At 67.7% G+C, this 11,895-nt stretch carries 11 protein-coding genes; 2 read left to right on the top strand and 9 right to left on the bottom strand.

Annotated elements, in window-relative coordinates:
• Positions 1–334: 334 nt before the first annotated feature.
• Positions 335–1,885 carry an acetolactate synthase large subunit gene (locus IGW04_RS16805; protein ID WP_194714230.1) on the bottom strand — a complete coding sequence of 517 codons (1,551 nt, stop codon included), beginning with the start codon at positions 1,883–1,885 and terminating at the stop codon, positions 335–337.
• A 76-nt stretch (positions 1,886–1,961) separates the two neighbouring features.
• Positions 1,962–2,999 carry an acyltransferase family protein gene (locus IGW04_RS16800; protein ID WP_194714229.1) on the bottom strand — a complete coding sequence of 346 codons (1,038 nt, stop codon included), beginning with the start codon at positions 2,997–2,999 and terminating at the stop codon, positions 1,962–1,964.
• Between the two features lie 312 nt (positions 3,000–3,311).
• Between IGW04_RS16800 and IGW04_RS16795 the strand changes: the two genes are divergently transcribed.
• Both IGW04_RS16795 and IGW04_RS16790 read left to right on the top strand, forming a co-directional pair.
• Positions 3,312–4,430, top strand: coding sequence for a DUF3182 family protein (locus IGW04_RS16795; RefSeq protein ID WP_194714243.1), 1,119 nt, complete (start codon positions 3,312–3,314; stop codon positions 4,428–4,430).
• Complete coding sequence (locus IGW04_RS16790) at positions 4,417–5,220, top strand: alpha/beta hydrolase family protein (protein WP_194714228.1); 804 nt, start codon at positions 4,417–4,419, stop codon at positions 5,218–5,220. The genes IGW04_RS16795 and IGW04_RS16790 overlap by 14 nt, the downstream gene beginning before the upstream one ends.
• A 15-nt stretch (positions 5,221–5,235) precedes the next feature.
• Here IGW04_RS16790 and eutC read toward each other — a convergent pair whose 3' ends face one another.
• The 7 genes from eutC to IGW04_RS16755 form a co-directional block, all read right to left on the bottom strand.
• Positions 5,236–6,003 carry an ethanolamine ammonia-lyase subunit EutC gene (eutC, locus tag IGW04_RS16785; protein WP_194714227.1) on the bottom strand — a complete coding sequence of 256 codons (768 nt, stop codon included), beginning with the start codon at positions 6,001–6,003 and terminating at the stop codon, positions 5,236–5,238.
• On the bottom strand, positions 6,000–7,409 hold the full coding sequence (locus IGW04_RS16780; protein ID WP_194714226.1) for an ethanolamine ammonia-lyase subunit EutB: 1,410 nt from the start codon (positions 7,407–7,409) through the stop codon (positions 6,000–6,002). The genes eutC and IGW04_RS16780 overlap by 4 nt, the downstream gene beginning before the upstream one ends.
• Before the next feature lie 81 nt (positions 7,410–7,490).
• Positions 7,491–8,957 carry a hypothetical protein gene (locus tag IGW04_RS16775; RefSeq protein ID WP_194714225.1) on the bottom strand — a complete coding sequence of 489 codons (1,467 nt, stop codon included), beginning with the start codon at positions 8,955–8,957 and terminating at the stop codon, positions 7,491–7,493.
• Positions 8,958–9,117: 160 nt separating this feature from the next.
• Positions 9,118–9,276, bottom strand: a complete 159-nt coding sequence (locus IGW04_RS16770; RefSeq protein ID WP_194714224.1) for a hypothetical protein — start codon at positions 9,274–9,276, stop codon at positions 9,118–9,120.
• A gap of 48 nt (positions 9,277–9,324) precedes the next feature.
• A complete protein-coding gene (locus tag IGW04_RS16765) occupies positions 9,325–9,642 on the bottom strand; it encodes a hypothetical protein (RefSeq protein ID WP_194714223.1) in 318 nt (105 codons plus the stop codon).
• A 138-nt stretch (positions 9,643–9,780) separates the two neighbouring features.
• Complete coding sequence (locus IGW04_RS16760; RefSeq protein ID WP_194714242.1) at positions 9,781–11,085, bottom strand: solute carrier family 23 protein; 1,305 nt, start codon at positions 11,083–11,085, stop codon at positions 9,781–9,783.
• 227 nt (positions 11,086–11,312) lie between these two features.
• Positions 11,313–11,810, bottom strand: a complete 498-nt coding sequence (locus tag IGW04_RS16755) for a TspO/MBR family protein (RefSeq protein WP_194714222.1) — start codon at positions 11,808–11,810, stop codon at positions 11,313–11,315.
• Positions 11,811–11,895: the final 85 nt, after the last annotated feature.

The following is an 11,895-nucleotide window of genomic DNA, read 5'->3' as shown; positions in this document are numbered from 1 at the left end:
GACAGCACTGTCGTCATGACCAGGCCGGGTGTTCGCCCCGGCGGGCGACCTACTTTTTTTGCTTCGCCAAAAAAAGTAGGCAAAAAAAGGCGACCCGGTGATCGCGCCCTCGCTGCGCGAGGGTCCCCGTGCCGTCGACGCCTGAAGCGGGGCGCGGCTAAACTCGCTACGCTGCGCTGCGCTCAAACAGACGCCGCACCTTTTCCGCTTCAGGCGTCGACGGCACGGCGCGCTCAACGGGATTTCACTGCAACGGCCACTTCAACAGCAACGGCCACTTCAACAGCAGAAGCAACGGCAACTGCAAAGGCCCCTTGCCCCTTGCCCCATCCCCTCAAATCACCGCCTCAATCAAAAACGGCCCCTTCCTCCCCACCGCCACCCGCAACGCATCCGCAAATCCCTCCGCCGTCTCCACCCGCACCGCCTCCACCCCCATGCCCTGCGCCAGCCTCACCCAATCCAGCGCCGGCTGATCCAGGTTCAGCATGCGGCTTGCATTGGTGCCGGCCTCGCCCGCGCCGACCTGCCGCAGCTCGCCGTGCAGGATCGCATAAGCCCGGTTGGCATAGATGATGGTCACCACATCCAGCGATTCGCGTGCCTGGGTCCAGAGCGCCTGTACGGTGTACATGCCGCTGCCGTCGGCTTCCAGGCTGATGACTTTGCGTCCCGGGCAGGCAATGGCGGCGCCTGCCGCCATCGGCAGGCCCAGGCCGATCGCGCCGCCGGTCAGCTGCAGGTAATCATGCGGCGGCAGGTTGCGGGTGTACTGGAACAGGCTGCGGCCCGAACTGACCGATTCGTCGCAGAGGATGGCCTGCTCCGGCATCAAGGCCGCCAGCGCGGTGGCGATCGCCACCGGATTGAGCGCGCCAGTGGGCAGCGCCGGGCGCGCCACCGCGGGGAGGTCCAGCGCCAGGTCGGCCGGCACATCGAGTTCGTCGGCCAGCCAGGTCAGTGCATGGGCAAGGTCGTCGCCCGGGGCGGCCAGTTCCAGCACGGTGCAATGCGGCGGCGCGATCCGGCTTGGCTTGCCGGGGTAGGCAAAGAAGGCGACCGGCTCTACCGCGCCAAGCAGGATCAGGTAGTCCACGTCCTGCAGCGCCGCCAGCGCCTGGTCCACGGGGTAAGGCACCCGCTCGATGTCCAGGCGGCCGGCGCCGCGCTCCAGACGGGCATTGGATTGCTGGGCCATGAGGCGCACGCCGCAGGCGCTGGCGATGCGGCCGGCGCTGCGCAAGGGCTGCTCGCGCAGCGCGACGCCGGAAAGCATCAGCACCACGCGCTTGCCGCTGCGGATGGCCTGCACCGCGTCCCGCATTTTTTCCGGCGAGACGTGGCGCCGCGGCGCCAGTTCGCGCAGCGGCTGCAACGGCGCCTCGGTGGTGTTCCAGGCCGCGTCGGCCGGCAGGATCAGGGTGGCGATACGGCCCGCCGCGCTGCGCGCCTGCGCCACCGCCTCGGCGGCGAAGGCGGAGACATGGTCGGCGTCGGGCACGGTCTTGACCCAGTGCGACATCGGACGCGCCAGCATCTCGATGTCCGTCGTCAGCGGCGCGTCATACTGCAGGTGATAGGTGGCATGGTCGCCGACGATATTGACCACCGGCGAATTGGCGCGGCGGGCATTGTGCAGGTTGGCCAGGCCGTTGGCCAGGCCAGGCCCCAGGTGCAGCAGGGTGGCCGCCGGCTTGTCGGCCATGCGGGCATAACCGTCGGCCGCGCCGGTGACGACGCCCTCGGACAGGCCCAGCACGCAGCGCATTTGCGGCTTGCGGTCCAGCGCCGCCACGAAATGCATTTCAGAGGTGCCAGGATTGGCAAAGCAGGTATCGACTCCCGAAGCCAGCAGGGTGTCGCAAAGTGCGTCAGCGCCATTCATACAAAGATCCTATACAGCGAAAAATGTCGTTCAGGTGGAAGGTCCGGGCCAGGCCAGAGGCATGCACGCAAGGCCATCAGGCCACCGCGCGCTTCAGCACCCGCCTGTACAAAGGCAACTGGCGCTCGGTCAGCGTGCCCAGCAACAGTAACAGCAACAACAGCGTCGGGATGAACAGCCATGGATTGTGCAGTTCAAACCCGTTCCAGAGAAGCACGGCAAGAGGCATATGGTACAGGTAGATTGAAAAGGTGTAAGAGGCGGCCAGGCGGATTGCTTGATCGAGTCGGAACAGACCACGCAGCCGCTGTCCCATCGAAGCCGCGCCCAGGAAGTTGCCTGCCACTGCCATGCCCAGCAGGTAGTCGCCCAGGAACAGCGCCGACTCCTGCAGCTGATTTCCCGCCTGCGGCCAGTGCGCCAGCATGCGGTTGCGCAGCAGTACGCCGACATCGAACCAGAACAGCAGGAGGCCGGCCGCCATGCAGGCGAAGAAGACCGGCGCGGCGGCCGCCGGCGGCAGCCGGCCGCGCAGATGCCACACCGCTACGCCCAGCAGCCAGACCGGCGCCAGCAACAGGATCTTGGGGCCGGCGCAAAGCGCCGCCAGCAGCACGGCCGGCAGACGCCAGCGCCTGGGGGCGAACATCCAGGCGCCGTACATCGCGTAATACCAGACCTCGTAGCACAGCGACCAGTACGGCGGATTGTAGGGCGGCGTCAGCATCAGGTTCCAGGACTGCCCGATGAACAGCAGCGAGGCGAGCATGCGCAGCAGGAAGGCCATCGGGTCGAGCCGCATGTCGCCGCTGCTGTGGATGGGCATGGTGCCGGCCAGCGGCGCAATCGCCAGCGACAGCAGCAGCGCCGGCAACGCCACGGAAAGGATGCGGGCGGCGCGATGCCCGATGAAGGTTCTGGCGGTCACGCCCGGCTGGTGCGCCGCATGGCAGATCATGTAGCCCGACAGGACGAAGAACACGATCACGGCGGCATGGCCGGGCCAGGGCAGCGGGAAGCCGGGAAACCATTGCGGCCAGAGATGGAACAGCAGCACCGCGACAGCGGCAAGGAAACGTACCAGGTCAAGATAAAGCGACAGGCTTGCGGGCATGGGCAGGTCCATCGGAGCCGGCGAGGCAGGAGTGCAGCGCTGGCGCCATCATAGCCGAAGGCAAGATTACTCAACAATAGCCGCCGCGCATGCCGGGCAGTGCCGCATCTTGCGGCAAGCGAATCGCGCCGGCTTGTTCAAAACGATATGCAGGCCATTTCGCTTTGCTAGAATTTTTTCCGGCCTGTAATCGTGTCAGAAGGCGGACGGAGCGCCGCGCCAGGCCGCATGCACGCCGCCAGAACAGCCGACATCCCAGCCTGCGAGGAGTAACCGATGAAGCCAGGGCATCCTGAAACAGCGCAGGCAGGCATGGCTCTGCAGCAGCACGGGCCGCGCATCGTGGTGGTGTATTCGCAGCGGCCGCCCGGCAATCCGCAAGGCCATGAATCTACCTCGCAGAACCGCATCGCCGCGCGGGTCGCGGCGCTGCTGGACTGTGCCTACGGCGGTGAATACGATGCCGCGGCGCAGTACGATCTGCCACTCTATTTCGTGCCGCGCGAGACCATATCCGACGCCGCCCAGGCGGCGCGCCTTGGCGTGCGCAACGAACATGACCTGTTCGGCGGCGTGGTGCCGCAACCCTATGTCGCCTCCAAGGTCATTACCCATCCGCTGCCGCTGACAAACTGCGCCGCGCCGGCGGCCTGGTCGCATGCCTTCGGCCAACAGGTGCATGACGTGGTGCTGCCCGGCTACTCCGCCTTCAGCCGGGAGGATGCATTGCGCGCCGGCAGAGCGCTTTTGAAACAGGGCGCGGTGCGCATCAAGCTGGCCAGCGGCATAGGCGGCAGCGACCAGAGCGTGGCTGCCGACCTCGCGGTGCTGGAGCAGCAGATCGGCGCGCTGGACGAAGCGCAGTTGCGGCTGGGCGTGGTTCTGGAACGAAATCTGAACGACGTGGTCACCCATAGCGTGGGCCAGGTGCGCATCGGCCGGCAGGTGGCCTCCTATTGCGGCATCCAGCATGTAACGCGCAGCAATGCCGGCAAGGAAGTGTATGGCGGCTCCGACCTGCTGGTGGCCAATGGCGACTTCGAAGCCCTCATGGCGCTGCCGCATGCGCCGGAAGTCAGCACCGCAGTGGCCCAGGCCTGCGCCTACCACCGGGCGGCGCTGGCCTGCTTTCCCGGCCTGATGGCGTCGCGCTGCAATTACGACGTGGCGCAAGGCACCGACGACAGCGGCGTATGGCGCTCGGGCGTGCTGGAGCAGTCATGGCGCATCGGCGGCGCCACCGGCGCGGAACTGGCGGCGCTGACCGCCTTCCAGGCCGATCCCAGCCTGCGCGTGGTGCGCGCCTGCACCACGGAGCGGTATGGCGGCGCCGCGCCGCCGCCCGATGCCGAGGTTTATTTCAATGGGGTCGACCCATATGTCGGCGCGATCACCAAATATACGAGGACCATGCCCTATGCCCACCCGTGACGAAGCAGTGGCCATCCATGCCGAGGGCCGCGAACTGGCCGGCACCCTGGTCAGCCCTTCCACCCTGATTCCGGGCGTGCTGTTCGTGCATGGCTGGGGCGGCAGCCAGGAGCAATACCTGGCGCGGGCGCGGGAGATCGCGGCGCTGGGCTGCGTCTGCCTGACCTTCGATTTGTCCGGCCATGCCGACACCCTGCCGATGCAGGAAACCGTGTCGCGCGAGAACAACCTGGCCGATGTGCTGGCCGCCTACGACCTGCTGGCCAGGCAGCGCGGCGTGGACCCGTCCTCGATCGCAGTGGTGGGCAGCAGCTATGGCGGCTACCTGTCCGCCATCCTCACCACCAAGCGACCGGTGCGCTGGCTGGCGCTGCGGGTGCCGGCGCTGTACATGGATACCGGATGGGAATTGCCCAAGCTGCAGCTGCACCAGGACCAGGACCTCGGCGCCTACCGCCGCCGCTTCGTGCCGGCCGCGGACAACCGCGCGCTGCGCGCCTGCAAGGCCTTCCGCGGCGATGTGCTGCTGATCGAATCGGAGAACGACGACATCGTGCCGCATGCGGTCATCAACAGCTACAAGGAAGCGCTGATGCGGCCGCGCTCGATGACCTACCGCATGATCAGCGATGCCGACCATGGCCTGAGCGAGGCCGCCAGCCAGCGCGCCTACACCTCTGTCCTGGTGAGCTGGATGAACGAGATGATCCTGGGCGCGCGCGGCGGCAACCAGTCCACGCAGGCGAATGCGCCGTCCGGGCTGCCCGAGGCGCCGCCGCGTCCGGGCTGAAGCCGGCCTGCATCCTTATTCGTCGGGCGCGGCCAGGGGCTGCGCCGCGTCGCTCTCGTCCTTGAGCATCAAGCCGCTGGTCTGGCGCAGCATTGCCTGCGTCATCAGGAAATGCAGCTTGCGCGCCGCCGCCGCATAGTCCAGGCCGGTTGGGCGCACATTGGAAATGCAATTGCGTTCGCTGTCCATGCGGCCGGGCCTTGGCGACCAGGTCAGGTAGATGCCGAGGCTGTCCGGCGAAGAGAGGCCCGGCCGTTCGCCCAGCATCACGATCGCCAGCCGCGCGCCCAGCGCCGCGCCGATGTCGTCTCCCAGCGCCACCCTGCCCTGGCGCGCAATCACCACCGGCCAGGCCCAGCCGCCGAGCGCCTCGCGCAGCAGGCGGGCGACCGCCGGCACATGCCGCTGCGCCGCCTGCGCCGACAGGCCGTCGGCAATCACCAGCGCCACCTCGGCACGCGGCGCGTCCTGCAGCAGGCCCAGGCTGGCCTCATCCAGCCGCCGGCCGAGGTCGGGCCGCAGCAGATAGGTCTCCCGGTCCGGCGCCATGCTGTGCACGTCCAGCGTGGAGAAGCCATGCGCCGCAAGCGCCTGCGCCAGCGCCGCCGCATCCAGCGCGCCATGCACCGCGTCCCTGGCCTGGGCATGCGCCAGGCCGAAGCGCAGCAGTTCATCGGTGGGCATGCTGGCGCCCACCCGGCCCAGGCCGATGCGCGCCGCGGTGCGCCGGCGCAGTACCTGCCATGGATCGGCGGCGGACGTGTCGAGCAGGTACTGCGTCATGGCGCCGCTCCCGCCGACAGGCCCGGCAGCTGCGGCAGCGACTGCATCAGGCTATGGCCGGCGCGGGTGTCCAGCAGTTCGCCGTGCCCATCGGTGATGCGCATCGCCGCCAGCCAGGCTTCGAATTCCGGCGCGCGCTTCAGGCCGAACAGGCGGCGCAGGTAGAGCGCATCATGGAACGAGGTGCTCTGGTAGTTGAGCATGATGTCGTCGGCGCCGGGCACGCCCATGATGAAGTTCACTCCGGCCGCGCCCAGCAGAGTCAACAGCGTGTCCATGTCGTCCTGGTCGGCCTCGGCATGGTTGGTGTAGCAGATGTCGCAGCCCATGGGCACGCCCAGCAGCTTGCCGCAGAAATGGTCTTCCAGGCCGGCGCGCAGGATCTGCTTGCCGTTGTACAGGTATTCCGGGCCGATGAAGCCGACCACGGTATTGGTCAGCAACGGCTTGAGCGAGCGCGCCACCGCATAGGCGCGCGCCTCGCAGGTCTGCTGGTCCAGGCCGTGATGGGCATTGGCCGACAGCGCGCTGCCCTGCCCGGTTTCCAGGTACATCACGTTGTCGCCCACTGTGCCGCGGCCAAGCGACAGCGCGGCCTCGCGCGCCTCATGGAGCAGCGCCAGCGTGACGCCGAAGCCGGCATTGGCGCGCTCGGTGCCGGCCACCGACTGGAACACCAGGTCCAGCGGCGCCCCGGCCTCGATGGCGCGGATCTGGTTGGTCACATGGGTCAGCACGCAGCCCTGCATCGGAATGTCGAAACGCAGCCGCACCTCGTCCAGCATGCGCCACAGCGGCAGCAGCGCCTGCAGCGAGTCGCTGGCCGGATTGATGCCCACCACCGCATCGCCGGCGCCATACAGCAGGCCATCGAGCATGCTGGCGGCAATGCCGGCGGCATCGTCGGTCGGATGGTTGGGCTGCAGCCGCACCGCCATGTGGCCCGGCAGCCCGATGGTATTGCGAAAGCGTGTCACGACATGGCATTTGCGGGCGGCCAGCACCAGGTCCTGGTTGCGCATGAGCTTGCTGACGGCGGCCGCCATTTCGGGCGTGATGCCGGGCGCGGCCTGCGCCAGCGCGGCGCTGCCGGTGGCGTCGTCGAGCAGCCATTCGCGCAGGCCGCCGACGGTCAGGTGCGCCAGCGGCGCGAAGGCGGCGGCATCATGGCTGTCGATGATCAGGCGGGTGACTTCGTCCTCTTCATACGGCACCAGCGCTTCATTGAGGAAGGCCGACAGCGGCAGGTCGGCCAAGGCAATGCGGGCCGCCATCCGCTCTTCGTCGCTGCCGGCGGCGACGCCGGCCAGGCTGTCGCCGGAGCGCGCCGGGCTGGCCCGGGCCAGCAGCGTCCCGAGATCCTCGAAGCGATAGACATGCCGTCCCACCGTGCTTGCATAGCCCATGCCGCCCCTCCCAGACCGGCTGGCCGCGGGATGCGGCCGCATGGACATTGAGAGCCGGGTGCGGCCGATTCGTTCCCGGCTTCAGCGCTGCATGGCCATCGACACCAGCGCCAGCACGCCGCATACCACCAGCGCATTGGTCAATGCGAAACGCCAGTTGCGGCCGAAGCTGATCTCGCCCGGCCCGATGCCGGCATAGCGGCTCGCGGTCAGCGACACCACCGAGAACGGCGTCATGTTGGCCGACAGCCCCCAGCCCGCCAGGATCGCCGCCATGTGGGTCAGCGGCGGCAAACCTACCACCTGCGGCGGCAGGCTGGAAGCCAGGAACACTGCCGACAGCACCGGATGCACGCCGGCCAGCGCGGTGACGATGATGGCGCTGACCAGGAAGGCCAGCGCAAGGAAGGCATGGCCGCTGAGGGCGGCGCCGATGGCATTGATCCATGACGATGGAAAGGCATCGGCCAGGACGCTGCCGGCGCAGCCCGCGGCCATGAACAGCAGGGCTTCGCTGGCCAGCGCACCGAAGTTGTCCATCGCGCCGCGCAGGCCGCGCACGCCGTCGGCGACCCGGTGGCCCGGACGGCCGGTGGCGGCATTGAACAGCAGCGACACCAGCGGCGCCAGCAGCACGATCGCCGCCGAGATCACGATATGCAGCATGAAGCTGGTGGCCATGATCAGCGCCAGCAGGCCCAGGAGCGAAATCAGCAGGGGCAGCGAGCTGCGCAGCAGCGTCGACATCAGCGTGACCGGGCCGTCCTGCCGCACCGCCTGGCCCGACGTCGCCGCCAGGTTCATCAGTGCGCCGACGACGATGGTCACCTGCCCGATCGCCAGCCCGACCGGGAACACCTGCAGCCAGGAGAGCGAGGGATAGAGCGCCAGCAGGATGGCCATGTTGCCAAACACCGGGCTCCAGCAGCTGGCGGCGGCAAAGCCGCGCCCCACCGTCACCACGGTGGCGGTGCGGCTTTCCGACATGCCTTCGGTCGACGGCGCTGCCATCACGAACATCAGGTTGGCCCCGGCCAGCCCGAGGATGCCGGAGAAGAACTGGCTGGCCAGGGTGAAGGACAGGTAGCGCCGCGTGCCCTGGCGCTCGCGCAGGCCGGCGCCGATGAAGCCGATGCGGTGGCTGCGCATGGCGCAGCGGGCAATCAGCATCACGCTGCAGGTCACCGAGATCAGCAGGGCCGCGATGAAGACGCCGCGCTCCAGCGCCGCCACCGGCGCCCGGGCGAATGGCATGGTCAGCGCGGCAATGCAGAACAGGATGAAGGAGGTGGTGCGCAAGCGCTGGTTGATCTGCCGGTAGCCGGAAATGATCAGCACCATCGCGGCCGCGCCGGCCACCATGAACAGCCAGGACGGTCCGCCAAAGGCCCGCGCCAGGGTGACGGCAATCAGCACCAGCACCGCCAGCATGCCGGCCCTGCCGCCGGGCCGCGGCGCGGGCGGCAAAGGCGGCGGTGACGATTCAGGCGGCGTGGCGTGAGGGATGGAGGGGGCGCCCGCATCGCGGACGGCTGACGGAAGCGGCATGGCGGGTCAAGACCGGGAAAGCCAGAAGGATACTGCAAAGCAGCATCGCACGTAGTGCATGAAGTCAACGTGCGGACCGGGTCGAACTATCAGGCCCCGAAATGCGAAACGCCGGCGTGTGCCCAGGGGCAAGCACGCCGGCGCAGTAGTGCCGCAGTTGTCAGGGTGAAACCGGGTCGTCCGGGTCGGCGTCCGCCGGTTGCTTGTGGTCCATTTCCTCGCGGCTGATTTCACGCGGCGCCGGGCCTGGTTCCGCCGGCTTGCCGGTGGCCGGCGCCGGCTGGGCCGGCGGGCTTTGCTTGTCGGGCGTCTGGTTCATCGCATCGTCCTTTTCCTGAAATCATCAGGTCATCAGGTCATCAGGTCATCACGGCTTTTCTTCGCCGCCTTCGGAAAACCGCGAACGCCGGCGGCGGTCGCCAAGGATGTTACGCAGTCCGACAATGCTGATGTCGGTCAGTTCATGCATGCGGATCAGCATTGCCGCGTCGACTTCCCGCCGCATTTCGCGCAGGTCGCAGATCACGGACTCATCCACTTCCAGCGCCTCGCTCAGCGCGGCATCGTTTGGCAGGTTGAGCTCGTCCAGGATGGAATCGAGCAAGTGGTTGGAATCGTAACTGCCGAGGTCCGGGTCGTCGGCGCTGTCTCCTTGACCCCGCCCGCCTGGCCAGTAAAGAGCCATGTTGTTCTCCTTGAAGCTTGGGAGACCGCACATTGGGGCAGGAACAGGAAACTCAAGCTGCGCCGCAGCACGCCGGCGCACAGGAAAGCCTGTCCGGCGCAGTGCCTGTCGGCACCATGCGCCGGCTCCAGCCGGCCTTCAGCGGCGGGCGCCGCCGCGCGACAGCAGCGCATGCAGGATGATGGCGCCGAAGGTGGCGGTGCCGATGCCGCCCAGCGAGAACTGGCCGAGCTTGAGCGTGAAGTCGCCGGCGCCCAGCACCAGGGTGACGGCGGCGACGATCAGGTTTCGGTTGTCCGAGAAGTCGACCCGGTTCTCGACCCAGATGCGGGCGCCCGCCACCGCGATCAGGCCGAACACCACGATGGACACGCCGCCCAGCACCGCGCCGGGGATGGTCTGGATCACCGCGCCGAATTTCGGCGAGAAGCCCAGCACGATGGCCATCAGCGCCGCCACCACGAACACCAGCGTGGAATAGATGCGGGTGACCGCCATCACGCCGATGTTTTCGGCATAGGTCGTCAGGCCGGTGCCGCCCATGCTGCCCGAGAGCATGGTGGCCACGCCGTCGCCGAGGAAGGCGCGGCCCATGTACTGGTCGAGGTTCTTGCCGGTCATGGCGCTGACGGCCTTGATATGGCCGAGGTTCTCGGCCACCAGGATGATGGCCACCGGCGCCAGCAGCGCCATTGCATCGGCCTTGAACACCGGCGCGACGAAGGTCGGCATGCCGAACCATGCGGCATTGGCCACCGCGGCGAAATCGATGGGCTTGCCCAGGCCGGCGCCGTTGGTCAGCAGCGCATAGATCAGATAGGCCAGCAGCAGGCCGATCAGGATCAGGAGGCGCTGCGCCATGCCGCGGGTAAACACCGCCACGCCGCCCACGCACAGCACCGTGGCCAGCGCCATCCAGGCATCGAAGCTGTTGGCGGTCACGCCCTTGACCGCGATCGGCGCCAGGTTCAGGCCGATCACGGCCACCACCGCGCCGGTGACCACCGGCGGCATCAGCTTCTCGATCCAGCCGGTGCCGACCGCGCTGACCAGGAGGCCTATCAGCGCATACAGCGCGCCGCAGGCAATGATGCCGCCCAGCGCAACGCCGAGGTTGGTATTGGGCCCCTGCCCGCCATAGCCCGACACCGCGATCACCAGCCCGATGAAGGCAAAGCTCGAACCGAGATAGCTGGGCACCCGTCCGCCGACAAACACGAAGAACAGCAGCGTGCCGATGCCCGACATGAAGATCGCCAGATTGGGATCGAAGCCCATCAGGAGCGGCGCCAGCACCGTGGCGCCAAACATCGCCACCACATGCTGCAGACCCATGGCGATGGTCTGCGGCCAGGGCAGGCGCTCATCGGTGCTGATCACCTGGCCCAGGCCATCCTCGGTGCCTTGCCGCACACGCCATTGCGGGAAATATCCCATCCGTATTCTCCATCAGAGGCGGCCGACTGGCTGCGCCGCCGGCCGCGGTTCAAAAATGTTGCGCGCGGCAAGTTTATTGACTGAAAGGCGAAATCACAATGACTGGATGTTGTCTTTTGCAGGACTTTTTCATGCCGTTCCAGCATGGTGCGGCTGACTCATTCAAATGGAGCGCAAGCAGCCGTCGCTGCTCCGGAGCGGCGCAGTCCATGCATCGGAAACGGGCGCGGCGATTAGCCCAGCAATTGCGGATTGCGCTGCCAGGTCGCGTAGTTGAGCACGCTGGCAAACGCCACCCAGGCCAGGTAGGGCAGCAGCAGCGCGCCCGCCAGCGACCGGATGCGCCAGAACGCCGCGGTGGTGGCGGCGATCAGCGCCAGCAGCAGCAGCACATCGATGAAGGCAAGCCCGCCACGGTGCCAGGCAAAGAACAGCCAGCTCCACAGCGCATTGACCGCCAGCTGCAGCAGAAACAGCCAGGCCGCATGGCCCATGCCGCGCCAGCCCCGCTCCCGCCATGCCAGCCAGGCCGCCACGCCCATGGTCAGGTAGAGCATGCTCCAGACCGGGCCAAAGACGGCGCCCGGCGGCGCCCAGTCAGGCCGCGCCAGTTCGGCATAGAAGCTGCCCGCATTGATGGATGCAGCCGCGCCCAGCGCGGCGGTCAGGAAACAGGGCAGCAGCCAGGCCAGGAGGCCCAGGGCTTGCTTGTGCAGTGGCATGCCGGTCATGGTTTATATCCTTTGAAAGTGTGAAAGTCTGTGTCGGCCGTGGCATCGCGGCCTCTGCGCAAGGACGTGCCTGCAGGACGCCGGA

It is taken from the genome of Noviherbaspirillum soli (assembly GCF_015352955.1).
GTDB classification, from domain to species: Bacteria; Pseudomonadota; Gammaproteobacteria; order Burkholderiales; family Burkholderiaceae_D; genus Noviherbaspirillum_A; species Noviherbaspirillum_A soli.
Note: the sequence above shows the minus strand (reverse complement) of the source record. Positions and strands in the feature narration are given on the sequence as shown.

Bases quoted from the DNA above. Each gene is read 5' to 3' on its own strand.
- IGW04_RS16805 (WP_194714230.1), bottom strand. From the start codon at position 1,885: ATGAATGGCGCTGACGCACTTTGCGACACCCTGCTGGCTTCGGGAGTC.
- IGW04_RS16800 (WP_194714229.1), bottom strand. From the start codon at position 2,999: ATGCCCGCAAGCCTGTCGCTTTATCTTGACCTGGTACGTTTCCTTGCC.
- IGW04_RS16795 (WP_194714243.1), top strand. From the start codon at position 3,312: ATGGCTCTGCAGCAGCACGGGCCGCGCATCGTGGTGGTGTATTCGCAG.
- IGW04_RS16790 (WP_194714228.1), top strand. From the start codon at position 4,417: ATGCCCACCCGTGACGAAGCAGTGGCCATCCATGCCGAGGGCCGCGAA.
- eutC (WP_194714227.1), bottom strand. From the start codon at position 6,003: ATGACGCAGTACCTGCTCGACACGTCCGCCGCCGATCCATGGCAGGTA.
- IGW04_RS16780 (WP_194714226.1), bottom strand. From the start codon at position 7,409: ATGGGCTATGCAAGCACGGTGGGACGGCATGTCTATCGCTTCGAGGAT.
- IGW04_RS16775 (WP_194714225.1), bottom strand. From the start codon at position 8,957: ATGCCGCTTCCGTCAGCCGTCCGCGATGCGGGCGCCCCCTCCATCCCT.
- IGW04_RS16770 (WP_194714224.1), bottom strand. From the start codon at position 9,276: ATGAACCAGACGCCCGACAAGCAAAGCCCGCCGGCCCAGCCGGCGCCG.
- IGW04_RS16765 (WP_194714223.1), bottom strand. From the start codon at position 9,642: ATGGCTCTTTACTGGCCAGGCGGGCGGGGTCAAGGAGACAGCGCCGAC.
- IGW04_RS16755 (WP_194714222.1), bottom strand. From the start codon at position 11,810: ATGACCGGCATGCCACTGCACAAGCAAGCCCTGGGCCTCCTGGCCTGG.